Genomic DNA, 23,703 nt, shown 5'->3' with positions numbered 1-23,703 from the left:
ATCTTTCCTTTGGTTAAATAAATGTTAAGAGGTGCTTGTATTTTGGATTGCGTCCGTAAACGACGTCAAAATAAGCCTCTTGAAGTTGGCGGGTTATAGATCCACGTTTTCCATCGCCGATGACGTAATTATCGACGTCTTTAATCGGCGTTACTTCTGCGGCGGTTCCCGTAAAAAATGCTTCGTCTGCAATATACACTTCATCGCGAGTGATGCGTCTACGCTCGATAGGAATACCCGCCTCTTTAGCCAAATCCAGTACGGTTGCTTGCGTAATACTCTCTAAAGACGTATCGTTCGGAGGCGTAATCAACGTACCGTTTCGGACGATAAAAAAGCACTCCCCGCTGCCTTCGGCGATAAATCCTTCGTCGTCAAGTAAAAGAGCTTCTTCATAACCGGCTTCCAAAGCTTCGTATTTAGCCATTTGTGAATTGAGATAATTAGCAGCCGATTTGGCTTTGCCCATCATTGATTTGGCAGGATTTCGGGTAAACGAAGAGATTTTAACGCGAATGCCGTTTTCCAATCCTTCGTCGCCGAGGTAACTTCCCCATTGCCATGCCGCAATAGCCGTATTAACGGGTGCTTGGATATGATTAAGTCCCATGACGCCGTATCCGAGATAAATCAGAGGACGAATGTAAACGTTGGCGGTAAAACGGTTGGCTCTTAAAAGATCAAGGTGAGCCTGCTCTAACTCTTCTTGTGAAAAATTGGCCTTAATCCGTGTAATTTTCGCCGAGTTCAAAAGGCGTTTCGTGTGTTCTTTAAGCTTGAAAACGGCCAAACCTTCTTTGGTCATATAAGCACGTGTACCCTCAAAAACACCGTTACCGTAGTGAAGCGTATGGGTTAAAATATGTACTTTTGCATCATCCCACGCAACTAGTTTGCCGTCCATCCAAATAAATTGTGCTTTATCCATTGTCTAGCCTTATCGTGAAGTCGTTTGTAAAGAGAAATTATAGTAGCTAAACTTTAATTAAAGATAGTTTTATGGTTAAAATCAACGCTGCAATCTTAAAGAAGATCGTGCTAATCTATGTTAAGATGCTACAAAAATTCTACATGTAAGGATGATTGATGCTTAAGATCGGCGATAATGCCCCAGAATTAACGCTTCCCAACCAAGACGACGTTGAAATTTCGCTTCGCGATTTGGCGGGGAAGTGGATTGTTCTTTATTTTTATCCCAAAGATAACACCCCAGGATGCACAACGGAAGCATGCGATTTTACGGCAACTTTGCCGCAATTTGATACTCTAGGAGCGGTCGTTTTGGGCGTTAGCCCCGATAGCACAGCGTCGCATCAAAAGTTTATCGCAAAGCAAAAACTAGATATTACGCTTTTGTCCGATTCGACCACCCAGATTGCACAACGCTACGGCGTATGGCAATTGAAAAAGTTTTGCGGTAAAGAGTATATGGGAATCGTGCGTTCGACGTTTTTGATTGATCCCGAAGGAAAAATCGCAAAGATTTGGTCCAACGTCAAAGTGAAAGATCACGCAAGTGAAGTGAAAAAAGTATTAGAGGCGCTCGTATAAAGCGCCTTCTTAATTGCTGATCGAAATGGCACAGCCTACCCATGATTCCCGTTGTGCGTCTACCGCTTGAGCCTCTTGTTTAATAAGTCTTTCGGGAGCGATGTTGTAGGAATTTGTAAGCTTTTGAACAATCGCCTCGGCGCGCTTTTGCGCAAGGGTGTGAAGGACCGCTGGATCGATTACGACCGTTTCGGCAATTTTAGTGATTAGGCGGTCGTTAATAGCGGGAGGATCGAGTTGTTCTTCCTTATACTGTTTCATCAGCGTACCGTATGCAACGTCTCCGTATTTTTGAATGAAGAGTTTTTGCACGGCTCGGGCATAAGCATCTTCCGTGCTATTTTTAGAGAGCTTTTGTTCGATTTGTGCGGTTATGTTATTTTCTTTTAAAGCCTGCATATCGAGTGTTTCGTTGTAGCTAGGAGTAATAAGCAACTTTAAGGCGGATCGTTTTTCCAAAATTTGTCGGTACTGTGCCATTTTCTCTTCTTCCGAAGCAATCAGTACGGCTTCACCCGCCGCGAAGTCGATGCTTTGAAGATTTTCGGCTTCAATGCCCAAAAGAGAGCCTAAAAGTTTAAACGGGGAGGTAACGATGCCTCCGATGAGATTGCCGAGTGCTTTCCAGACGACGCTTCCGTAACGAAACTCCGGATCGTTAAGGTCTCCGCTGACCGGAAGATCCAGATCGATTTGTCCTTTCGAATCTTTTAAAAGAGCTATCGCTAAGTCTAGCGGTAGATTGAGGGCATCTTCGCTTTCGATCTTTTCACCTAAGACCAAAGAGTCTAAATTGATTTTGTTTTGACCCTCCATAAGTCCTTTTTTAATTTTATAGTTCAAATCCAATGAAAGTTTTCCCTCTTTAATCGCATACCCGACGAATTTTCCTGAATAAGGCGTTAATTTAGGCATCGCGATATTTTTGAAGATTATTTTGAGATTGGCATGGTTTTTGATGTCAAACGGCAATAAGGTGCTGTCGATTTTTGCATAGCCGTACTTATCGACCTTTCCTTCTATCTTTAACGTGGACGGTTTCGTACTTTTCGTATCGAGCGTGGAGAGTGAGCCGTTGAGATTATCCGCAAACGTTGCAAAAGGGATCGGCAATGAAGCGTCTTGAAAATGCGCCGTTCCTCTTTTTAAAGAGATATTGCCTAAAAAAAGTGTCAAAGCACTCTCTTTGGAGACGGATTTTTGATCGTGAGTCGTCGTAGGAGGGGCTTTTTGTTGGACAAGAAGGTCGGCAAAATTCGTGCTATGGTCTTTTTTGATATCCAAATTTACGTACGGTTTGTCAAGTGCTATTTTTTGAATACGCAATACTTCAGGGTCTAAGGTATACGATAATGCGCTTAAATTCAAGCTCTCCCAGGCAACCAAAGGCGTTTTAAAACGATCTGCAAGCGAAAACTTTGAAACCGTAATATCGCCTTGAACGTCAAGCTTGGTTTGTCGATCAAACGAGGCTTTAAGCAGTGTATCGAGCGAAACGTAACCGTCTTGGATCAGTACCGTCGTAAAGGGTTTAAGATAAGGTTGTACTTTTTCTAACGAGAGCGTATCGGCAACAACACGCATATCCAAGGAGGAACGAGCGGGAAGAAACGTGCCTTTGAGCTTCAAGGAAGCATCTTGATCGATCGTGCCGTTGAGATCGAATGCAACCGTTTGATTGGTATCATTGGTGATGTTATCGACGATTAAAGAAAGCGGAGCACAATCGATGGGCGAAGATTTCACGTTTTGATCGACGACATGTACGCGAGCCGAATCGACGTAGAGTCGACGGAGCGAAAAGCTCCACGGTGAAGGCGTAGCGGAAGAGGACGAGGCTACTGTGTTTTCGCTTGCTGGGTTTGTTTTGGAAGCAGGCGTAAACAATCTTTCAAAATTGACGCGATACGCTTTTTCGAGTTGCAAACGAATATTCGGTTGTGTCAAAGATGCTTCCGCAATGTTGACATGTGAAGCCTGTAGATCAAAATCGATTCCGTCCAGCTTGAGCGAAGGGATGTGAATCACGGATTGATTTGCATCGGTAAATTCGGTATTTTCGACCAGTAAGGAGCCTTTTTCGATGAGCACGGAAGGCGAGCTTTTACTTAAATCGATCCAGAAAGGAATGCGAAGCGTTAGATCGCCTTTAGAGAGCTTTGCGGGAAGAGCGCTTAAGGTGTAACCCCAAAGCGTAGAAAGCGGTAGCTTCGTTAGGTTAAGTTCTCCGTAAAAAATAAGCGGTTCAATAATAAGGCTGCTCGCGATGGAGAGTTTTTCTTCATTTTGTAAAACGGCTTTGATCGCATGAAGGCTCAAATCGTCTTTATAGAAACTCAAATTATCGGCAGTATAGGAGATAGGTCCGATTTCAAATTGGAAAGGATGTTCACCCCTTGGGTCTTGAAAAAGCGTATGCGCATTGTGAATTTCCACATGTTTGACGATGAGCGGCATGGTAAGAGAGGTTGTCGTTTCGGATGCGTTGTTCTCTTGCTCTTGCGTTTGCGTGTTAGGAAAAAGTTTGAGAAGTTTGAGCGAACCTTCTTGATCGAGGCTTAGATCGATGTCTGGATTGTCGATGTGAACCGCTTTAATCGAAAACTCTTTTTTAAACAGAGCCGAAGGATCGTAATTGAGATAGATATGTCCGATGCTAAGGGCTTTAGCGGCATTAGAGTCTAATAGCGCTAATGACTCGAGATTGACTTCAAACGTAAAAGGGTTAAAGCGAACGTGCTCGACGTTGATAAGAATACCGACTTTTTCGTGCAGGAGCGAAGGAAGTTGCGTGCGTACCCACCATGGAAGGATCACAAAACCGCACAGTGTGTAAAACAACGGGAGGCTAATCAGCCAAAATACAATCGTCTTCATATTTTTTGTGAGCATAAAACACTCCTGTTATCGATTGAAATTATTATACACTAAAAACAAAAAAATATTTTTAAAACTATGAGTTTTATGAGGTTGCCATTGCTTTTGCTAGCGCGCTACGGTCTTTTATACATCATTACGTAAAGGAGAATACTACCTAGTGCATATACGAATGAGAGCAAAGAGATGGTATACTTTTAGCAAATTTATTCCGTAAAGAAACCATGCATGCTCGTTCATATCTGTTGCTCGGTCGATAGCCATTTTTTTCTTCAAAAATTACGTGAAGCGTACCCTAACGAACCGCTGATCGGTTTTTTTTACGATCCGAATATCCATCCTTACGACGAGTACCGTTTACGTCTTTTGGACGTTCGCCGCAGTTGCCGAAAATTGGGCATTGTTTTATGGGAAGGCTCGTACGATTATGAAGCATGGATTAATGCGGTAAGAGGCTTGGAACATGAACCCGAAAAAGGCAAACGGTGCAATGTTTGTTTTGATAACAGGTTAGAAGAGAGTGCTAAAAAAGCACTGGAACTTGGGGAAAAAATCATTACGACCACTTTACTAACAAGTCCTAAAAAGTCTTTACAACAGTTAGAACAAGCGTTAGAAACGATTGCACAAAAATATGGTTTAACAATCGTCGTACCCGATTTTCGAAAAGACGGCGGTACGCAAGCGCAATTTGCCTTAGCGCGAGACGCGATGCTTTATCATCAAAACTATTGCGGGTGCGTGTTTGCTCTTGCTAAGCAACGCGAACAGCAAAAACGTTTTGCCGACGAATTATGTTCTCCTTTGCGTCCGCAATGTTTGTCCGGTTCGATCGAAGAGCGTTTACGTCTTTACGAAGCGGTGATTTGCGCGGAGGAAGAACGTCGGCCGTTTCGTATTGTGCGGGAAAAATTTTTAAATTACCGTCTTTTGCGGGCATGGTTACAAAACGATATTCAAGAAATCGTGCCAAGTTATATCCTTTTTTATTCGACATGTCAGAAAAAAATATCTAAAACGCGAGTAGCTTTTATGGCGTCGGGTGTGGGGTACGCAACCAAAGAAGAGATACGTTTCGTAACGATCGATCGGTTTAACGAGACGGCAAATACATGCTTTTGCGATGTCAAAGAGATGCTAAGAAATCCTCCCGATCTCGAATGTGAAATGAAAGTTCGTGCGCATCTTTTCCCCTCCGCGGTACTCTCTTTAAGCCCGATCATTATTGTTGACACGCTTGATGCGAGGGAATATACGCTTTTTCTCGAGAGCGTAAGCTACCCGGACATTAGAGAAAATTTAGTATTTATTAGCTAAAATATTTGAATTTTGTTAATAAGGTTTTTAAAGATGTTAATGGATGTTGTAGAGATTCAAAAAATACTTCCCCACCGATTTCCTTTTTTGTTGATTGATCGTATTACGGGATTGACGCCGGGAGAATCCATAGAGGGATTCAAAAACGTGACGATCGGCGAACATATTTTTCAAGGGCATTTTCCTGAACACCCGATTTATCCCGGAGTCATGATTATCGAGGGAATGGCGCAAGCCGGCGGCGTGTTAGCGTTTCAAAGTATGGATAGCGAAAAACAAGAAGATACGAAAAACAAAGTCGTTTATTTTATGAGTATCGATAATGCAAAATTTAGGAATCCGGTTCGCCCAGGCGATCAGCTGGTGTATAAACTCGGCGTGATCAAGCATAGAGGAAATATTTGGGTTCTCGACGCCAAAGCGTATGTTGACGAAAAGCTTGTGGCGGAAGCGGAACTCAAAGCAATGATCGTGGATAAATAACATGTCGAACATTCATCCGACTGCTATCATCGAGGACGGGGCTTTGATTAGCGCAGACGTTGAAATAGGCGCATTTTGCTATGTTTCAAGTCAAGCGAAGATCGGGCAAGGCACAAAAATAGCGCAAGGTGCGCACATCTACGGTAATACGACGATCGGTAAACATAACCAGATTTTTTCGCATGCGGTTTTGGGGTCGATTCCTCAAGATTTGAAGTATGCAGGAGAAGAGGTCGAGCTGATTATCGGAGATTACAATAAAATTCGAGAGTTCACGCTTTTCAATCCCGGAACGGCGGGCGGCGGCGGAAAAACCGTTATCGGCAGTTACAATTTATTTATGGGATACGTGCATATCGGACATGACGTTCATGTCGGTAATCACTGTATCTTAGCCAACGCGGCGACGCTTGCGGGGCACGTCGAATTGGGAAACCACACGGTAATCGGCGGTATGACGCCGATTCATCAGTTCGTTAAAGTCGGAGATTACGTGATGATCGCGGGAGCTTCGGCCTTATCGCAAGATATCCCGCCGTTTTGCTTAGCCGAAGGCAATCGTGCGATGTTACGCGGCTTAAACCTTACGGGGCTTCGCCGTCATTTGGAACGTCAAGATATCGACGAGCTGAAGGCGGCGTATCGAAAATTGTTTGAATCGGGTCAACCGATTCAAGAGACGGCGACCTTGTTATTGCAAAGCGCTTCTAACACGTACGTCGTGCAAATGTGTCGATTTATTATGGAGTCCAAACGCGGCATTCCATTTGAGAGGAAAAATAATGGTGAATAGAGAGTGCAGTTTCTGCGGAACGAAAGAGAGCAACGATACGAGGTTGATTGCGGGCGACGATGTTTTTATTTGCGAACATTGCGTCATTTCGGCGTATAAAATTTTCTTCGGCGATATTCCGGAGACGACCGCCGCATTAAGCCATGATGAAGCGTTTAATCAAGAACTTCTCGTCCCCAAAGAGCTCAAAAAAGTTTTAGACGATTTTGTCATCGGTCAAGACCAAGCGAAAAAGATTTTTTCGGTGGGCGTTTACAATCACTATAAACGTATTTTTAAACAAAGCACGATTCAAGACGATACGGAAATTTCAAAATCCAATATTTTATTAATCGGACCGACCGGAAGCGGTAAAACGCTTATGGCGCAAACGTTGGCGCGCTTTTTAGATGTGCCCATCGCTATTTCGGATGCGACGAGTTTAACCGAAGCCGGATACGTCGGTGAAGACGTCGAAAATATTTTGACGAAGCTACTTCAATGTGCTAACGGCGATATTAAAAAAGCCGAACAAGGGATCGTGTTTATCGATGAGATCGACAAAATTGCCCGCATGAGCGAAAATCGTTCGATTACCAGAGACGTATCGGGAGAGGGTGTACAACAAGCACTTTTAAAAATTATCGAAGGAAGCGTCGTTAATATTCCTCCTAAAGGCGGACGTAAACACCCGAACCAAGATTTTATTCAAATCGATACGACCAATATTTTATTTGTTTGCGGCGGTGCTTTTGACGGACTCGAAGAGATCGTTAAACGTCGTATCGGCAAAAACGTACTCGGATTTGAGCAGGAAAAACGTACCAAAAGTCAAGACGAAGGACTTTTTGATTTAGTCGAGCCCGACGATCTGGTACATTACGGCTTGATTCCGGAGTTGATCGGTCGCTTACATGTCACCGCAAAACTTTCTGCTATTACGCAAGAAGATATGGTGCGAATTTTAACGGAACCTAAAAATGCTATTTTTAAACAATATCAAAAGCTCTTTGCCATCGATAACGTACTTCTCTCGTTTACGAAAGAAGCCTTGAGTGCGGTTGCGGAGCTTGCGATTAAACGTAAAACGGGAGCTCGCGGACTGCGAAGTATTATGGAAGATATTATGGTTGACGTTATGTACGAACTTCCCGAGCTTGCCGGTTACGAAGTCGTGATAACCGAAGACGTCGTTTTAAAGGGCGATAAACCGCTTTATGTCAAAAAAGATAAAAAAAGTGCGTAAATAAAGGATTGTAGAGATGATTTTAGACAAAGTGATAGGCTTTTTTTCAAGCGATATGAGTATTGACCTCGGAACGGCCAATACGCTTGTTCTCGTCAAAGGCAAGGGTATCATTATTAACGAACCCTCCGTTGTCGCCGTACAAAGAAATCGCATGGGAAAACAGAGTATTTTGGCTGTCGGTAAAGAGGCTAAAAATATGGTGGGTAAAACTCCCGGCGATATCGAAGCGATTCGTCCGATGCGTGACGGCGTGATTGCCGATTTTGATATGACCGAAAAAATGATTCGCTACTTTATTGAGAAAGCCCATCGCAGAAAAAGTTTTTTACGACCACGCATTATTATCTGTGTTCCTTACGGTTTGACGCAAGTCGAGCGTAAAGCGGTTCGCGAATCGGCGATGAGTGCGGGCGCGCGCGAAGTTTTCTTGATCGAAGAGCCGATGGCAGCGGCTATTGGAGCCGGACTTCCGGTACGAGAGCCGCAAGGAAGCCTTGTTGTCGATATCGGCGGCGGTACGACCGAAATAGGCGTAGTCTCTTTGGGCGGCTTGGTTATCAGCAAATCGATTCGCGTTGCCGGCGATAAAATCGACTTGGCAATCGTAGATTATGTGAAGAAAAAATACAACCTTTTGATCGGCGAACGAACCGGAGAAGAGATAAAAATTGCTATCGGAACAGCCGTGCCTATGGATGAACCGCTTTCGATGATGGTCAAAGGCCGCGATCAAGTCAGCGGACTTTTAAGCCGTATCGAGTTGACCAGCGAGGACGTACGCGACGCTATTAAAGAGCCTTTGAAAGAGATTGCCGATGCGCTCAAAGACGTTTTAGAGGTTATGCCTCCCGATTTGGCGGGCGATATCGTGGAAAACGGTATCGTATTGACGGGCGGCGGTGCGTTGATCCGTGGATTTGACAAATACCTCTCCGACATCGTCAAACTCCCCGTTTTCGTAGCGGACGAACCGCTTTTAGCCGTTGCTAAAGGAACGGGAAAAGCTTTGGAAGAGATAGAGATATTGCAACAACTATCGAATGAATAAATTTAAAATCCTTATACTTTTAGCGGCTTTCGTTTTCGTATCGTTTCGGTACGGAACGGAAGCAAAGCATTATATCGGCGGATTAAATACGAAAGTATTATCCGCTTACGTTGATCTAAAAACGAGTATCGAAAATCGTGTGAACGAGCATTTTGCCCAACAAGAAGAGATTAAACGGTTGCGTGCCGAGAATCAGACGTTGCAAAAATCGGCCGTATTATCCATCGCGTTTGCGAGCAAATTGAACGATCTTTTAAAAGAAAACAACGTTACGGCATACTCTCCTAAAATTGCATTGATTCAGTCGATCGGCTATACCGACCTTAACGATTACGGTAAAGTATGGCTTGATTTTAAAGATTTTAATCAAAGTAAAATTTACGGTCTTTTAACCCAAGGATATGCCGCGGGTATCGTCGTATCAAATGACGGGCATCCGCAAGGTTTGTTGTTAAGCGACCCAAAATCGATTTTTTCGGTTTATGTGGGAGATCAAAAAATGCAAGGCGTTTTACAAGGAAACCGCAAAGAAATTTTAGTGAAATATATTTCGCAATGGTTGCAACCGCAAGTCGGAGACGAAGTGGTCACCAGCGGACTGGACGGTCTTTTCTTCGAGGGAATTAAAGTCGGAACCGTGACGCAGGTCATTGAAGAGGAGTCATCCAAAACCGTGGTCGTTAAGCCTTATGCCAATGCCCATGTCCCTGCATTTATGCATGTAATTTTACAAAATTAGTCTTGAACCCAGAACCTAAAAGGTGTTGGGTTGAAGACTACATGTAGATTAAAGGAAAGAGATGCCAAAACGCCAAGATATTAAAACCATACTATTAATCGGATCAGGTCCTATCGTTATCGGACAGGCATGTGAATTTGACTATTCGGGAACGCAAGCGGCAAAAACACTCAAAGAACTTGGATACCGCGTCGTACTGGTCAATTCAAATCCCGCAACGATTATGACCGACCCGGAATTCGCCGATCGTACGTATATCGAGCCGATTACCGAAGAGGTTATCGCGCGTATTATCGAAAAAGAGAATATCGACGCGATTTTACCGACGATGGGCGGACAAACGGCCTTGAACGTTGCCATGCGTATGCACGATCTGGGATTGCTGGAAAACGTCAAATTTTTAGGCGCAAACCCTGCGGCGATTAAAAAAGGCGAAGACAGACAAGCGTTTAAAGAAGCCATGATGAAAATCGGTATGGATTTGCCGATTAGCGCGTATGCCTATACGATGGAAGATGCGTACGCGGCGGCGGAAAAAATCGGATTCCCTTTGATTATCCGCGCTTCGTATACCTTAGCGGGCGGCGGAAGCGGCGTCGCGTACAATATCGACGAGTTTAAAGAGTTAGCAAGTGCCGGCTTGGATGCGAGTCCGATCAACGAAATCTTAATCGAAGAGTCGCTTTTGGGTTGGAAAGAGTACGAGATGGAAGTTATTCGCGATCGTGCCGATAACTGCATTATCGTCTGTTCGATCGAAAACTTTGACCCGATGGGCGTGCATACGGGCGATTCCATTACCATTGCTCCCGCTCTTACGCTCACCGATAAAGAGTACCAACGTATGCGAAATGCCTCGTTTGCGATTTTGCGTGAAATCGGCGTTGATACCGGCGGTAGTAACGTACAGTTTTCGATTTGCCCCCAAACGGGACGCATGACCGTCATCGAAATGAATCCGCGCGTGAGCCGTAGCTCGGCATTGGCTTCGAAGGCGACGGGGTATCCGATTGCCAAAGTCGCCACGCTTTTAGCCGTCGGATTTACGCTTGACGAGATTAAAAACGACATTACGGGTACGGCGGCGAGTTTTGAGCCGGTCATTGATTATATCGTGACGAAAATTCCTCGTTTTACGTTTGAAAAATTTCCGCTTGCCGATTCGACGTTGACCACGTCGATGAAAAGCGTGGGCGAAGTCATGGCGATCGGGCGAACGTTTAAAGAGTCGTTTCAAAAAGCGTTATGTTCTTTAGAGACCGGTTTGAGCGGTTTTGAAATTCAAAAAGTCGAAGAAGAAAAACTTAAAAACGAGATTCGACGTCCCAATTGCGACCGTGCACTTTACGTTGCGGAAGGGTTTCGAAGAGGCTATGACGTTGAAGAAGTGTATCGTTTGAGTAAAATCGATCCATGGTTTCTAGGGCAAATCAAAGAGATCGTCGATTTTGAAAAAGAGATCGACATGTTTATCCTCAATAACGAAACGATGTTACGCAAAGCAAAAACGATGGGTTTTTCGGACAAGATGATCGCAAAATTGATCAACAAAGAGGACAATTTAGAGTTAACCGAAAACGATATTTACTTTGCGCGTAACAAGCTCGGTATCGACTTTGAATACAACGAAGTCGACACGTGTGCGGCGGAATTTAAAGCCTTAACGCCGTATTTGTATTCGACGACAAATATCATGAAAGTGCCTCAACCGTCCAAGACGACGGATACACAGAAAAAAGTGATGATCATCGGCGGCGGTCCGAATCGTATCGGACAGGGTATCGAGTTTGACTACTGTTGCGTTCACGCGGCATACGCGTTAGGCGATATGGGCGTGAAAACCATTATGTACAACTGCAATCCCGAAACCGTTTCAACCGACTACGACACCAGCGATATTCTCTATTTTGAACCGATCGATTTTGAACATGTCAGAAGCGTGGTCGAAAAAGAACAACCCGATGGAATTATCGTGCATTTCGGCGGACAAACACCGTTGAAATTGGCGAAGAAATTGACCGTTATGGGTGCAAAAATCATCGGAACGACCGCTCGCGTGATCGATATGGCGGAAGATCGAGAAAAGTTTTCGCAATTTATTAAAGAAAATCATATTAAACAGCCCAATAACGCAACGGCGACCAGCGAAGAAGAGGCGATCGAAAAAGCTAAGATCATTGGCTATCCCGTTTTGGTTCGCCCAAGTTATGTTTTAGGCGGTCGTGCGATGCGCATCGTTTACAATGAAAGCGAACTAAGAACCTATATGAACGAAGCGGTGAGTGTGAGTCACAATTCGCCCGTTTTGATCGATCAGTTTTTAGATCGTGCGATCGAAGTCGACGTGGATGCGATCAGCGACGGTAAAGACGTCTACATCGGCGGCATCATGCAACATATCGAAGAAGCGGGTATTCACAGCGGCGATAGTGCGTGTTCTTTGCCTTCCGTTAGCCTCAGCGAAACGATTTTGGCAAAAATAGAAACGCAAACACGCCAAATTGCTTTAAATCTCGGTGTCGTAGGACTGATGAACATTCAATACGCCATTTATCAAGACGACGTTTATATGATCGAAGTCAATCCCAGAGCCAGTCGTACCGTACCGTTTGTGAGTAAAGCCACCGGCGTTCCGATGGCAAAAGTCGCAACGCGCGTGATGTTCCAAGGCAATCTCCGCGAAGCGCTTAAATTTTACGACAAATTTAACATGGTAACCGAAGTCGGCGGACTTTTAAAACCCAAGCCGCTTAGTCATGTTGCGGTCAAAGAGGCGGTCTTTCCGTTCAATAAACTTCAAGGCGCGGACTTGATTTTGGGTCCTGAAATGAAATCCACCGGCGAAGTTATGGGCATTAGCAAGAATTTTCCGGCATCGTTCGCGAAAAGTCAGATCGCGTCGGCGAATATCTTACCGAAAAGCGGTGCGGTGTTCATCTCTTTAGTCGATATCGATAAAAGCTATGCCAAGCAGATCGGCGAAAAATTTGTTCAGCTCGGTTTTAAAGTCGTCGCGACCGGCGGAACGCATAAAGCCTTGCGCAATGCGGGCGTGGAAGCGGAATTTGTTTATAAAATCTCCGAAGGACGTCCGAATATCGAAGATAAACTCAAAAACGGCGACATCGCTTTAGTGATTAACACGAGTGACGCCAAATCGAGCAAAGACGATGCGAAAAAGATCCGCCAAGCGGTTCTTCGCTTCAAAATTCCTTATTTTACGACCGTAGCGGCGGCAGCGGCGGCAACGGAATCTATCGCGTACATTCAAGACAAAAGCGCGCTTGAACCACGTGCTTTACAAGACTATCTCAACTAAAACCATGAACCCCGACCGTGTTTATCTAGCCCAAACAGAAACAACGGCGGGGTTTCTCTCCCAAAATGCCGAGGCATTAGCAACCATCAAAAACCGCCCAAATGGTAAGCCGTTTTTGATGAGTGTGGACAGCTTACAGACACTTCGTACTTTTACCCGCGTTCCAAAAGAGCATAAAAACCGTATCCGAAGAGCCAAAAAAACCACCTTCGCCTATCCGTGTGGACTAGCAATTCGTGTGATCCAAGACACGGATCACTTGCCGTTTTTACGAAAACTGACATGGAGTTATTCCACCTCGTCTAACCCCAGCGGGAAGGGTTTTGATGAAGCTTTTGCCATCGAAAAAGCAGACATCGTTGTGTTTACATGTAAAGGTTTTTTTGAAGACAAACCCTCAAAGATTTTCAAACTCGGTAAACAAAAGATGAGGAAATTACGGTAATGAATCTGCAAAAGCTCAAAGAGGCAGAAGCCTATTTTTTGGAACTCTATCCACAAGGTTTTGAAGATGTAGGGCTTTTGCCTATCATAAAAAGACATAACACCGCTAAAATTGGTGAACAAGTCCGTGAGATGTTTGCTAAAGAGAACTTTACACAACCTGAGCTCATCTGCGAAAACTTCACCAAAATCGTCTCAAAATCGACCCTAATTTCACTCTTTGAAAAACCAAAAGTAAGAGATATGATCAAATCGATGCGCATGGAGCGAAGAGATATGTTCGCTATTGGTCTGTACGAAATGCTTTTTGGTGACAAAAAAGAGGGATTTGAGACGTTGGTAGAGGTGCTCTCTTTTTATAGTTTGGCAAAATGGTCAATCGTCACGCTTATACCTTACTACTTTTACAGAGATAAAGAATTTTTCATTAAGCCAACAACAACGAAAAATGTCATCAACTTTTTTGAGATAGAAGGTTTAGTCTATAAGCCACGACCGAGTTATGAATTTTATGTCCAGTATACAAAAGTCTTAGAAGGTATGAGAACAAAAGTCAGTCAGAAGATAAGTCCTAATGACAATGCTGGATTTACGGGATTTTTGATGATGGCGATGGAAGAGTAGACAAGTTTTTTATTTTTACATGTAAAGACAAATGGAGGAAAAATTGAAGAAGGTTATTTTAACACTGTTGGTGATTGTGACATATTTTTTTGCCAATGATGGGTATGGCGCTTTGGGTGCAGGAGGAATTATTATCGGTAAAACGGATGATATTGCGATGGCAAAAGAGGTACTTGAGATAAGTTATAACAAGATAAAAGTTGATTATGAATTTATTAACGAGAGCGATAAAGACATCACCGAGACGATTGTATTTCCTTTACCTGAATTTATGATTGGTGAAGCACCGTTTCATGACCATGTTTCATATCTTAAGTTAATTGATAGCTTTAAAGTAGTTGTCGATGGAAAACCGATTGCATTTCAGACTAAGGTTAGAACGGTAGCAAATAGGGGTGAATTTGAAGGTCAAGACATCACCGAAAAACTATTGAAACTAGGGTTTAGCGAGCGTGATATTATCGCCAGTGAAGATCAGTATAATGAGATTATCGAGCCAAAAATGAAAATTTTGCAAGAAAATGGGCTTAGTGTAGATATAAATTTCAAAGACGATGACTATATACAATGGACAAATTATATTACCTATGAGTGGAAGCAAACATTTAAAGCGCACCAAAAAGTAAAAATTTCGCATGAATATCAACCGCTTACAGGTGGAGGTGCAAGTTGGAGGTATTATTGCCATTCTTCAATGCCTGAGTCTCAAGAAGGTAGATTCTCTCGCGATTATTGTATGTCAAAAGAAACATTTAAGCTACTTGATAATTACTGTTTTAAATACTATGGCTCTCCTTCTGCAAAAGATTATTATCCAGAAAATAATCTTTGGGGAACAGATGTAAGTTATATTTTGAAAACAGCCAACACTTGGAAAGATGGCATTAGGGATTTTATATTAATAATACATAAAAAGTCTGATGAAGTTGTATCGTTTTGCTTTCCTACTCCTTTAAAGCATATCAACCCTTTTCGAGATGAGATTCATTTGGAGAATTTTAAACCAGAACAAGATTTGAATATATATTTTGGGAATGCTGATTAATTACTATAAAGCATATTGAGTGGTATTTATTAAAATACCGCTCATTTTTACATGTAAACCCTACATCTTCCCCGTAATCTTCCGAATTGCCAACGAAGCGAGCGTTAAACCAAACGAAGCCGTTACGCACATCAAACTTCCCATTTCTTTACAGATCGGTTTTTCATCGGAAAATACCGTTAAAAATGAGCCTTGAAAGCCCGTTTTTTTAAGCCCTTCACGAAAGTTTTTTGCCAGTGCATCGCCATAGGTATCCCAAATAGGGGCATAGTGAATTTTGGTTGGATCTATTTTTTTCGCGCCACCTGCGGAACTTAGAAGTTTTGCATGAGCTTTGTGTGCCACGGCGATTTTCGCTTCCATATCATCTATCGCGTCAATGACAATGTCGTAGGGTTCAAAGTCAAAACTCTCGACCCATCCAGGGGTTACTTTTGCCACGATAGGTGTAACACCTTTATAAAGGCTTGCCATATGCAAGACTTTGACTTCACCCACGGCTTCTGAGCCTAGCTGTCTGTTTTGATTCGTCACATCATAGGTATCAAAGTCAACGATGGTGATGTCACTCACCCCAGTGCGGTAAAGTGCATCTAAACAGGGGCTTCCGACACCGCCGATGCCTAAAAGAAGGATTTTTGCCTTTTGGAGTTTTTCAAAATCTTCGCCAAAAACGCGTCTGACACGAGAGTAACGATCTTCCATTATTTTATCCACTCTTTTAAGGCTTCAAGTTCATCGTGCGCGGTCATATCGAGCTTTATCGGCGTAATCGAGACGTAGCCCTCTTCGATAGCACTCAAATCGCAGTCGCTAAGTGCTCCTTTTTTCCACTCCAGCGTGTGAACGCCCAGCCAGTAGAACTCTTCGCCTCTAGGATTGCGGTGCAGATGCGCGTCGTTTCCGTACATACGGTATCCCGCGCGCGTGATTTTATAGCCTTTGCACTCTTCGGGTTTCAACGGCGGCACGTTGACGTTTAAAAAGCGACGTTCGTTCAAAGGAAAGGTTTTTTCCAAAATCTTTTTGGAAAGATCGTACACGACGCGCTCCGCCAAATCATAGCCGTGCGTCAATTCGATGTTTTGGGGGCTACCTTCGTAAACTTGCGAAATCGCGATGGACGGAACGCCGTGAAGTGCGCCTTCCATTGCCGCGCTAGCCGTACCGCTGTAGGTGATGTCTTCGCCCAAATTGGAGCCTTTATTGATGCCGCTAACGATCAGATCGGGTTTGCTCTCTCCTTCAAAAAGTGCGTTGAGCGAGAGGTAAATGCAATCGGTCGGCGTGCCGTCGTCGAGTTTAAAAAAATCGTCGCTAATGGAGATAAAGCGAAGCGGACGCGTTAAGGTTAAAGAGTGTCCGCATGCTGATTTTTCGGTGGTGGGAGCTACGATCGTGACATGTCCTAAAGGACGAAGCGCGCGTGCAAGCGCATGTAAGCCCGGACTTTCAAATCCGTCGTCATTGGTAATTAAAATACGTTTCATGAAAAGACCTGTCTTTTTTAAAACCATTATAACGAAACGGGCTTATAGTAGACTTCGTTTAAAGCTCCAAGGCGCGTCTATTTTTAAGAGATTTTTGTATAGACTTATACAAAAAAGAAGGTATGCGTTTGAAACTTTTAATCTCGGCATTGGAACCCTCCGCAAATTTGCATCTCGAACCTATTTTAGAAGGCTTGGAGTCCTGTGAAATTTTCGGTATTTTCGACGAGCGTTTCGGGAAGCCGTTTTTGTCTTCCGGTGCTTTTTCGATTATGGGCTTTTTGGATGCACTTCCTAAAATTCGCGAGGCGAAACGGGCGATTAAAGTGATGGCGCGTATGAGTTTTTTTGTGGATAAGGTTTTGCTGATCGACTCTCCGGCTTTTAATTTGCCTTTGGCGAAAGCGATTAAAACGATCAATCCGAACGTCCAGATCATTTATTACATTTTGCCGAAAGTATGGGCTTGGAGACCCAAACGCGCGGTGAAATTGGAGAAATATTGCGATATTTTGGCGTCGATTTTCCCGTTTGAGAATTTATGTTATACCAAATCGACGTATGTGGGCAATCCCTTGTTGGACGAGATACCGCACTTCAAGATACGCCATGAAAAAACGGGAACGATCGCCTTTCTGCCCGGAAGCCGCAAGAGTGAGATAAGGGCTCTATTGCCTATCTACAAAGAACTTGCGGCAAAAATCGAGGATAAAGAGAAGCTTCTGGTCATTCCGGCGCATTTTACGTATCGGGAAATCGTCGATATATACGGGGATTTGGGTATGTTCAAAATTTCACGCAATACGTACGACGCGTTTTTACAAAGCGAGTTCGCGTTTGTCTGTTCGGGAACGGCGACTTTGGAAGCGGCTCTTGTGGGGGTGCCTTTCGTGTTGGCGTACAAAGCCAAAGCGTTTGATTATTGGATTGCGAAGCAATTTGTTAAGCTTAAACATGTCGGATTGGCGAATATTTTGTTTGATTTTGAACAAGAGGAGCCTTTACATGTAGAGTTGCTTCAAGAAGAAGTCTATGCGGACAACTTGCTTCACGTTTACGAGCAAACCGATCAAGAGGTTTTTTTCGAACGTGCCACAAAACTCCGAACGCTTTTGGAACACGGAAGCAAAGAGGCAATGATAAGTATAATGAAGCTATAATAGGTGCTTTTTGAAGGAGAACTCAATGGAAAATAAAGAGCCGATGACCGAGTTCGGTTATCAAAAATTATCAAACGAATTACAAGATTTACGAAAAAAACAACGTCCCGAGACGGTCATAGAATTGGATATTGCGCGCAGTCACGGGGATCTTAAAGAGAATGCCGAATACCACGCGGCGAAAGATCGTTTAGCGTTTATCGATACGCGCATCGGCGAACTAAGCGATCTTTTGGCACGTGCCCACGTGATCGATCCTAGCTCGTACGAACACGATAAAGTACGATTTGGTTCGAGCGTGATGTTGGAAAATACGGACAGCGGTGAAGAGGTAAGCTATACCATCGTCGGCAGTACCGAAAGCAATCCCGATCGCGGGTTGATTTCGTTTCACTCTCCGCTTGCCAAGCAGCTCATGGGACGTAGCGAAGGCGAAGAAGTAACGATCAAATTACCGAACGGCTCGCAAGAATATGAAATCCTCGAAATCGCTTATCGCGAGATCGACTTTGAAGGATAAGCATGCCTAAAATCGATGTAGCTATTATAGGGGCTAGCGGATATACGGGATTGGAATTGATCAAAATCTTGATCAACCATCCTCATTTTGCGATTCGTTATATCGCAACGAGCGAAGGAGGCGTGAGCGCAAGCGAGCTTCATCCCTCGCTTGCGGGCGTTTTTGAACAAGACGTGCAAAAAGCCGACGTCAAGGAGGTGGCAAAGCATGCAACGCTGGCGTTTTTAGCGCTTCCTCACAAAGCCGCGATGGGATTTGCGAAAGAGCTTTTAGACTTACATGTTAAGGTCGTCGATCTTTCGGCGGATTATCGCTTGGAGTTGGAAGCCTACGAAAAACACTATTGCGAACACGAGGATAAAGAGCATTTAAGCGAAGCGGTTTACGGATTGCCCGAAATTCACAAAGCGCGCATCCAAAACGCTCGTTTGATCGCCAATCCGGGGTGTTATCCTACGGCATCGATTTTGGGAATTTTGCCGTTTTTGCCGTATCTAAACAAAGAAGCACCGATTTTTATCGATGCGAAAAGCGGTGTGTCGGGTGCAGGTAAAAAGTTAACGCCTACGGCGCATTTTGTTGCTATTAACGAAAATATGTTTGCCTACAATCCGCTAAAGCATCGCCACGAACCCGAAATTGCGGAAAAATTGCGCCAGATAAGCACGCATGCATTTGAAGTCAACTTCATTCCGCATTTGCTTCCCCTGACGCGCGGAATGTTGGTAAGTTCTTATTTGCAAACCGACGAGACGATTGATGCGAAGGCGGTTTTGAGGGCGTATTACGCCGATGCGACGTTCGTACGCGTGCGCGAAACACCTGTAGAGATTAAAGCGACGGCGGGAACCAATTTTTGCGATATTTTCGTGACGCAAAAAGGCAAATCCCTTTTCGTTTCGTCTGCTATCGATAACCTTTTACGCGGTGCTTCATCCCAAGCGGTGGTCAATGCCAACTTGATGTGCGGTTTGGACGAAACCGCCGGTATTCCTATGATCGCGTATGTCCCCTAATCTGTACATTCAAGAAGGAGCGCTTTTCATTGCCGACGCGCATGATTCAAGCGAGCGCTCTTTCTTCTTCGATTTTCTTTTACATGTCAAGAACAATCCTCCGCCTCAACTCTTTTTGATGGGCGACATGTTCGATCTTTTGGTCGGAAACGTGCGCTACGGCATGGATCAATACCGCCCTTACATCGACTTGATCGACGCGATTGCCGAGCGATGCGAAGTCTATTATTTTGAGGGCAATCACGATTTTAATCTAGCCAAAGTCTTTTCCCATGTCACGGTCGTCCCCATTGAACGCCAACCGCTGGCATGTAATCTTCCCGATGGCAGAACGTGCCTGCTGTTGCACGGCGACAAATACGGAACGTTGCTGAACCGTTGTTATACGAAAGCGATTCGTAATCCAACGCTTTTAAGTGTTTTAAACGTTTTGGATCGACTCTTCTCACATGCAATCTCCAAAAAGATTCAAAACGATCAACGTAAAAAAAATCTCTGCAAGAAAATCGAAGGCTTTGCAACGCAAATACAACGCAAGCTCTCTTTTTACCCTAAAACCGAGGTCATTGCCGAAGGACACTACCATCAAAACGTCGATTTTACGGTATCTAGCGTTCATTATGTCAATTTTTCTTCTTTTGCGTGCAATCAAAGCTATTTTAGTGTACAATCCTCTCCAGAGACACACTTTGCATCCATGCAATTGAGGTCATGTCCAAGTAAATAAGGGGCAGCAATGGCTAAAGAGAGTATTTTAAAAGTAGGTTCCAATGAAATGGAACTGGTGGATTTTCGTATTTTCAAAAAGGAAGAGAAGGGTGTGTATGAGGGAATCTACGGCGTCAACGTCGCCAAGGTTCGTGAAATCATCAAAATCCCCAATCTAACCGAACTCCCCGGAGTTCCCGAGTACATCGAAGGCATCTTCGATCTTCGCGGTATCGTCATACCCGTCGTTAACCTTGCGAAGTGGATGAATATTAAAGAGCCCGACGACGGATCGATTAAACCGCGTATTATCATTACCGAGTTTAGCGATATTTTGATCGGTTTTGTCGTTCACGAAGCAAAACGAATTCGTCGCATTAGCTGGAAAGACATCGAACCCGCATCGTTCGTTGCTGGCATGGGTTCTTTGGATAAAAGCCAAATTACGGGCGTAACGCGCATCGAAAACGACGACGTACTGTTGATTTTGGACTTGGAAAGCGTCGTACAGGCGTTGGGAATTTACCAGCCCAAAATGGACATCGACGACCATCAAATCGTCAAAGTCGAAGGAACGGCACTCATCTTGGATGACAGTATGACGGCGCGAAAACTCGTAAGCGATGCGTTGAAAAAAATGGGAATGCGCGTCGTGGAAGCCAAAGACGGCTTGGAGGGAATTCAAAGGCTCAATGAGCTTTACACGACCTACAACGAGCGTATCGGCGACGAAGTTAAGATTATTATCAGCGACGTCGAAATGCCGCAAATGGACGGATTCCACTTTGCCGCAAACGTCAAAGAAGATACGAGGTTTAAAAATATTCCGATCGTATTCAACTCCTCCATTAGCGATCACTTCAGCGAGATCAGAGGCAAAGAGGCGGGCGGAGAGGCTTATTTAACGAAATTTGATGCGTCGATTTTTTACAAAGAAGTTTCTAAAGTAATAAAATCGCATGTAAAAACTGCACAATAGGGGTAGAACGATGGAAGATATTCAAGAAATTTTAGAAGATTTTTTGGTTGAAGCGTTCGAACTTATTGAACAACTCGATCAAAACTTAGTGGAGCTTGAGTCCAATCCCGACGATCTGGAACTCCTCAATAGCATCTTTAGGGTTGCCCATACGATTAAAGGCTCTTCATCGTTTCTTAACTTTAACATTTTGACGCAATTAACGCATCATATGGAAGATGTTTTAAACAAAGCACGCCATGGAGACTTGAAATTGACGCCGGAAGTTATGGACGTCGTTTTGGAGTCGATCGATTTGATGAAGACATTGTTACATTCCATTCGCGATAACGGAGACGACACGTCTATCGGATTAGATATTACCGATATTTGCCGTCGCTTGGACATCATTTCAAACGGTGAAGAGGTTGTCGAAGTTTCAACGCAATCCGCAGAAGAGACGACGGCACCGGTAGCGGTAGACGACAATGCGGACTATTCTAAACTTAGCGATCAAGAGGTTGAAGAAGAGATCGAACGTTTATTGAAAATGCGTAAAGAAGAAGATCGTAAGCGTAAAGAAGGCCATGCGAAAGAAAGCGCCGCACCGACTCCGGTCGCACCGACTCCTTCTGCGGCACCTTCGTTTGCGGGACTTGGCGATCACGACGAGAGTGAAGAAGCTCCGGCGGAAAAATCGACGGCAAAACGAAGCGGCGGCGAGAACACTAACGCTCCGGCTAAAAAAGAGTCCGCAAGTACGATGGAGCAGACGATACGCGTCGAGGTTAAACGACTCGACCATCTTATGAACCTTATCGGCGAGCTTGTTTTGGGCAAAAATAGATTGTTAAAAATCTACGACGACGTCGAAGAACGTTATGAGGGCGAGAAATTCTTGGAAGAACTCAACCAAGTCGTATCGTCGATTTCACTCGTAACGACCGACCTTCAAATTGCGGTTATGAAAACAAGAATGCTTCCTATCGCAAAAGTTTTCAACAAGTTTCCGCGAATGGTTCGCGACCTTTCCCGCGAGCTCGGTAAACAAATCGAGCTTGAAATTTCGGGAGAAGAGACGGAGCTTGATAAATCGATCGTAGAAGAGATCGGCGATCCTTTGGTGCATATTATTCGTAACTCGTGCGACCACGGCATTGAAGACGCTGCGTCTAGACGTGCTAAAGGCAAACCCGAAATGGGTCTCATTCAGCTTAAAGCGTACAACGAGGGTAACCATATCGTCATCGAAATTACCGACGACGGTAAAGGTTTGGATGCCGATCTTTTACGTTCCAAAGCGATTGAAAAAGGAATGATCAGCGAGCGTGAAGCCGACGCTATGAGCGATAAAGAGGCGTTTTCATTGATTTTTAGACCTTCTCTATCGACGGCAAAAGTGGTAACCAACGTTTCAGGTCGCGGTGTAGGTATGGACGTTGTCAAAACGAATATCGAAAAATTAAACGGCATTATCGACGTTGACAGCGAGTTAGGTCGCGGTACGGTTATCAAACTTAAAATTCCGTTGACGTTGGCGATTATTCAAGCCCTATTGGTCGGTGCGCAAGAAGAGTATTACGCGATTCCGTTGGCATCGGTTTTAGAAACCGTTCGCATTCCTTTGGATGAGATTTATACGATTGAAGGCAAAAATGTTTTACGCCTTCGCGACGAGGTGCTCTCTCTTGTTAGACTCTCCGATATTTTCGGAGTGAAACAAGTTTATGAGGGCGGAGAACACACTTACGTCGTCGTTATCGGACTTGCCGAATCTAAACTCGGCGTCGTCGTCGATACTTTGGTCGGACAAGAAGAGATCGTTATTAAATCTTTGGGCGATTATTTGCAAGGCATCGAAGGCATTGCGGGTGCGACGATTCGAGGCGACGGACGCGTTACGCTGATCGTGGACGTAGCGGCGTTAATGAATCTTGCCAAAGGTATTACGGTCGATATTCGTGCAACGGCGGAAACGACGGTTAAAACGAAAAGTGTACCGAGTGATTACGTTGTACTTGCCGTAGACGACAGTGCGATGGATCGCAATATTATGAAAAAATCGATGGAACCTATCGGCTTAACGGTGATCGAAGCCAGTAACGGTCAAGAGGCATTAAATATGCTCAAATCGGCAGAATACAGTATCGATGCGGTTTTAATCGATATCGAAATGCCGCGTATGGACGGCTATACCTTGGCGAGCGAGATCCGTAAGTATTCCAAATACAAAAACCTACCGCTTATTGCGGTGACGTCGCGTACCTCAAAATCCGATCGACTCAGAGGCGTGGAATCGGGCATGAGTGAATATATCACCAAGCCGTACTCTCCGGAATATCTTGAGAGTGTCGTACGAAAAAATATTAAACTATAAGTGAGG

At 44.2% G+C, this 23,703-nt stretch carries 21 protein-coding genes; 17 read left to right on the top strand and 4 right to left on the bottom strand.

The genetic code is table 11. The features are described from left to right. Positions 1-13 precede the first annotated feature (13 nt). Positions 14-928 carry a branched-chain amino acid transaminase gene (locus NL930_RS12305; RefSeq protein ID WP_039671940.1) on the bottom strand — a complete coding sequence of 305 codons (915 nt, stop codon included), beginning with the start codon at positions 926-928 and terminating at the stop codon, positions 14-16. Positions 929-1,086: 158 nt separating this feature from the next. Between NL930_RS12305 and bcp the strand changes: the two genes are divergently transcribed. Continuing rightward, positions 1,087-1,551 carry a thioredoxin-dependent thiol peroxidase gene (gene bcp, locus NL930_RS12300; RefSeq protein ID WP_039671941.1) on the top strand — a complete coding sequence of 155 codons (465 nt, stop codon included), beginning with the start codon at positions 1,087-1,089 and terminating at the stop codon, positions 1,549-1,551. 9 nt (positions 1,552-1,560) lie between these two features. On the opposite strand, the gene NL930_RS12295 is transcribed toward bcp, so the two are convergent. After that, a complete protein-coding gene (locus tag NL930_RS12295) occupies positions 1,561-4,443 on the bottom strand; it encodes a DUF748 domain-containing protein (protein ID WP_254376857.1) in 2,883 nt (960 codons plus the stop codon). A gap of 213 nt (positions 4,444-4,656) precedes the next feature. Between NL930_RS12295 and NL930_RS12290 the strand changes: the two genes are divergently transcribed. The 10 genes from NL930_RS12290 (at position 4,657) to NL930_RS12245 (ending at position 15,468) form a co-directional block, all read left to right on the top strand. Then, entirely contained in the window at positions 4,657-5,745 is a 1,089-nt protein-coding gene (locus NL930_RS12290) for an epoxyqueuosine reductase QueH (protein WP_254376856.1), read from the top strand. A gap of 33 nt (positions 5,746-5,778) precedes the next feature. Next, complete coding sequence (fabZ, locus tag NL930_RS12285) at positions 5,779-6,228, top strand: 3-hydroxyacyl-ACP dehydratase FabZ (protein WP_039671944.1); 450 nt, start codon at positions 5,779-5,781, stop codon at positions 6,226-6,228. 1 nt (position 6,229) lies between these two features. Then, a complete protein-coding gene (gene lpxA / locus NL930_RS12280; protein WP_254376855.1) occupies positions 6,230-7,021 on the top strand; it encodes an acyl-ACP--UDP-N-acetylglucosamine O-acyltransferase in 792 nt (263 codons plus the stop codon). Beyond that, positions 7,011-8,246 (top strand): ATP-dependent Clp protease ATP-binding subunit ClpX, encoded by a 1,236-nt coding sequence (clpX, locus tag NL930_RS12275; RefSeq protein ID WP_254376854.1) that lies wholly within the window; start codon positions 7,011-7,013, stop codon positions 8,244-8,246. The genes lpxA and clpX overlap by 11 nt, the downstream gene beginning before the upstream one ends. A gap of 16 nt (positions 8,247-8,262) precedes the next feature. Continuing rightward, positions 8,263-9,297 carry a rod shape-determining protein gene (locus tag NL930_RS12270; protein WP_039671946.1) on the top strand — a complete coding sequence of 345 codons (1,035 nt, stop codon included), beginning with the start codon at positions 8,263-8,265 and terminating at the stop codon, positions 9,295-9,297. Beyond that, the gene (gene mreC / locus NL930_RS12265) at positions 9,290-10,036 is read left to right on the top strand and encodes a rod shape-determining protein MreC (RefSeq protein WP_039671947.1); all 747 of its coding nucleotides are present in this window, start codon (positions 9,290-9,292) and stop codon (positions 10,034-10,036) included. Before NL930_RS12270 ends, mreC begins: the two co-directional genes overlap by 8 nt. A 61-nt stretch (positions 10,037-10,097) precedes the next feature. Next, positions 10,098-13,355, top strand: coding sequence for a carbamoyl-phosphate synthase large subunit (gene carB, locus NL930_RS12260; protein ID WP_254376853.1), 3,258 nt, complete (start codon positions 10,098-10,100; stop codon positions 13,353-13,355). A 4-nt stretch (positions 13,356-13,359) separates the two neighbouring features. After that, on the top strand, positions 13,360-13,800 hold the full coding sequence (locus NL930_RS12255; RefSeq protein WP_254376852.1) for a Sua5 YciO YrdC YwlC family protein: 441 nt from the start codon (positions 13,360-13,362) through the stop codon (positions 13,798-13,800). Then, positions 13,800-14,423 carry a hypothetical protein gene (locus NL930_RS12250; protein WP_254376851.1) on the top strand — a complete coding sequence of 208 codons (624 nt, stop codon included), beginning with the start codon at positions 13,800-13,802 and terminating at the stop codon, positions 14,421-14,423. The genes NL930_RS12255 and NL930_RS12250 overlap by 1 nt, the downstream gene beginning before the upstream one ends. A 43-nt stretch (positions 14,424-14,466) precedes the next feature. Next, the gene (locus NL930_RS12245; RefSeq protein WP_254376850.1) at positions 14,467-15,468 is read left to right on the top strand and encodes a DUF4424 family protein; all 1,002 of its coding nucleotides are present in this window, start codon (positions 14,467-14,469) and stop codon (positions 15,466-15,468) included. A 60-nt stretch (positions 15,469-15,528) separates the two neighbouring features. On the opposite strand, the gene NL930_RS12240 is transcribed toward NL930_RS12245, so the two are convergent. Further along, the gene (locus NL930_RS12240; RefSeq protein ID WP_254376849.1) at positions 15,529-16,173 is read right to left on the bottom strand and encodes a ThiF family adenylyltransferase; all 645 of its coding nucleotides are present in this window, start codon (positions 16,171-16,173) and stop codon (positions 15,529-15,531) included. Beyond that, a complete protein-coding gene (gene surE, locus NL930_RS12235) occupies positions 16,173-16,958 on the bottom strand; it encodes a 5'/3'-nucleotidase SurE (protein ID WP_254376848.1) in 786 nt (261 codons plus the stop codon). The genes NL930_RS12240 and surE overlap by 1 nt, the downstream gene beginning before the upstream one ends. Positions 16,959-17,086: 128 nt before the next feature. Between surE and lpxB the strand changes: the two genes are divergently transcribed. The 6 genes from lpxB to NL930_RS12205 are packed head-to-tail and all read left to right on the top strand — an operon-like array spanning position 17,087 to position 23,697. Further along, positions 17,087-18,118 (top strand): lipid-A-disaccharide synthase, encoded by a 1,032-nt coding sequence (gene lpxB / locus NL930_RS12230; RefSeq protein WP_254376847.1) that lies wholly within the window; start codon positions 17,087-17,089, stop codon positions 18,116-18,118. 25 nt (positions 18,119-18,143) lie between these two features. Further along, complete coding sequence (gene greA, locus NL930_RS12225; RefSeq protein ID WP_039671959.1) at positions 18,144-18,638, top strand: transcription elongation factor GreA; 495 nt, start codon at positions 18,144-18,146, stop codon at positions 18,636-18,638. A gap of 2 nt (positions 18,639-18,640) precedes the next feature. After that, on the top strand, positions 18,641-19,654 hold the full coding sequence (gene argC, locus NL930_RS12220; protein WP_254376846.1) for an N-acetyl-gamma-glutamyl-phosphate reductase: 1,014 nt from the start codon (positions 18,641-18,643) through the stop codon (positions 19,652-19,654). Then, positions 19,644-20,381, top strand: a complete 738-nt coding sequence (locus NL930_RS12215; RefSeq protein WP_254376845.1) for a UDP-2,3-diacylglucosamine diphosphatase — start codon at positions 19,644-19,646, stop codon at positions 20,379-20,381. The genes argC and NL930_RS12215 overlap by 11 nt, the downstream gene beginning before the upstream one ends. Positions 20,382-20,390: 9 nt before the next feature. Then, positions 20,391-21,341, top strand: a complete 951-nt coding sequence (locus tag NL930_RS12210) for a chemotaxis protein (RefSeq protein ID WP_039671961.1) — start codon at positions 20,391-20,393, stop codon at positions 21,339-21,341. Between the two features lie 10 nt (positions 21,342-21,351). Further along, the gene (locus NL930_RS12205; RefSeq protein ID WP_254376844.1) at positions 21,352-23,697 is read left to right on the top strand and encodes a chemotaxis protein CheW; all 2,346 of its coding nucleotides are present in this window, start codon (positions 21,352-21,354) and stop codon (positions 23,695-23,697) included. Positions 23,698-23,703 lie beyond the last annotated feature (6 nt).

It is taken from the genome of Sulfurospirillum sp. hDNRA2 (assembly GCF_024206095.2).
Classification (GTDB): Bacteria; Campylobacterota; Campylobacteria; order Campylobacterales; family Sulfurospirillaceae; genus Sulfurospirillum.
The sequence above is the reverse complement of the archived record's forward strand: the minus strand, read 5'-3'. Positions and strand labels throughout refer to the sequence as shown.

Coding starts and splice junctions, on each gene's coding strand:
- NL930_RS12305 (WP_039671940.1), bottom strand. CDS start 928: ATGGATAAAGCACAATTTATTTGGATGGACGGCAAACTAGTTGCGTGG.
- bcp (WP_039671941.1), top strand. CDS start 1,087: ATGCTTAAGATCGGCGATAATGCCCCAGAATTAACGCTTCCCAACCAA.
- NL930_RS12295 (WP_254376857.1), bottom strand. CDS start 4,443: ATGCTCACAAAAAATATGAAGACGATTGTATTTTGGCTGATTAGCCTC.
- NL930_RS12290 (WP_254376856.1), top strand. CDS start 4,657: ATGCTCGTTCATATCTGTTGCTCGGTCGATAGCCATTTTTTTCTTCAA.
- fabZ (WP_039671944.1), top strand. CDS start 5,779: ATGTTAATGGATGTTGTAGAGATTCAAAAAATACTTCCCCACCGATTT.
- lpxA (WP_254376855.1), top strand. CDS start 6,230: ATGTCGAACATTCATCCGACTGCTATCATCGAGGACGGGGCTTTGATT.
- clpX (WP_254376854.1), top strand. CDS start 7,011: ATGGTGAATAGAGAGTGCAGTTTCTGCGGAACGAAAGAGAGCAACGAT.
- NL930_RS12270 (WP_039671946.1), top strand. CDS start 8,263: ATGATTTTAGACAAAGTGATAGGCTTTTTTTCAAGCGATATGAGTATT.
- mreC (WP_039671947.1), top strand. CDS start 9,290: ATGAATAAATTTAAAATCCTTATACTTTTAGCGGCTTTCGTTTTCGTA.
- carB (WP_254376853.1), top strand. CDS start 10,098: ATGCCAAAACGCCAAGATATTAAAACCATACTATTAATCGGATCAGGT.
- NL930_RS12255 (WP_254376852.1), top strand. CDS start 13,360: ATGAACCCCGACCGTGTTTATCTAGCCCAAACAGAAACAACGGCGGGG.
- NL930_RS12250 (WP_254376851.1), top strand. CDS start 13,800: ATGAATCTGCAAAAGCTCAAAGAGGCAGAAGCCTATTTTTTGGAACTC.
- NL930_RS12240 (WP_254376849.1), bottom strand. CDS start 16,173: ATGGAAGATCGTTACTCTCGTGTCAGACGCGTTTTTGGCGAAGATTTT.
- surE (WP_254376848.1), bottom strand. CDS start 16,958: ATGAAACGTATTTTAATTACCAATGACGACGGATTTGAAAGTCCGGGC.
- greA (WP_039671959.1), top strand. CDS start 18,144: ATGGAAAATAAAGAGCCGATGACCGAGTTCGGTTATCAAAAATTATCA.
- argC (WP_254376846.1), top strand. CDS start 18,641: ATGCCTAAAATCGATGTAGCTATTATAGGGGCTAGCGGATATACGGGA.
- NL930_RS12215 (WP_254376845.1), top strand. CDS start 19,644: ATGTCCCCTAATCTGTACATTCAAGAAGGAGCGCTTTTCATTGCCGAC.
- NL930_RS12210 (WP_039671961.1), top strand. CDS start 20,391: ATGGCTAAAGAGAGTATTTTAAAAGTAGGTTCCAATGAAATGGAACTG.
- NL930_RS12205 (WP_254376844.1), top strand. CDS start 21,352: ATGGAAGATATTCAAGAAATTTTAGAAGATTTTTTGGTTGAAGCGTTC.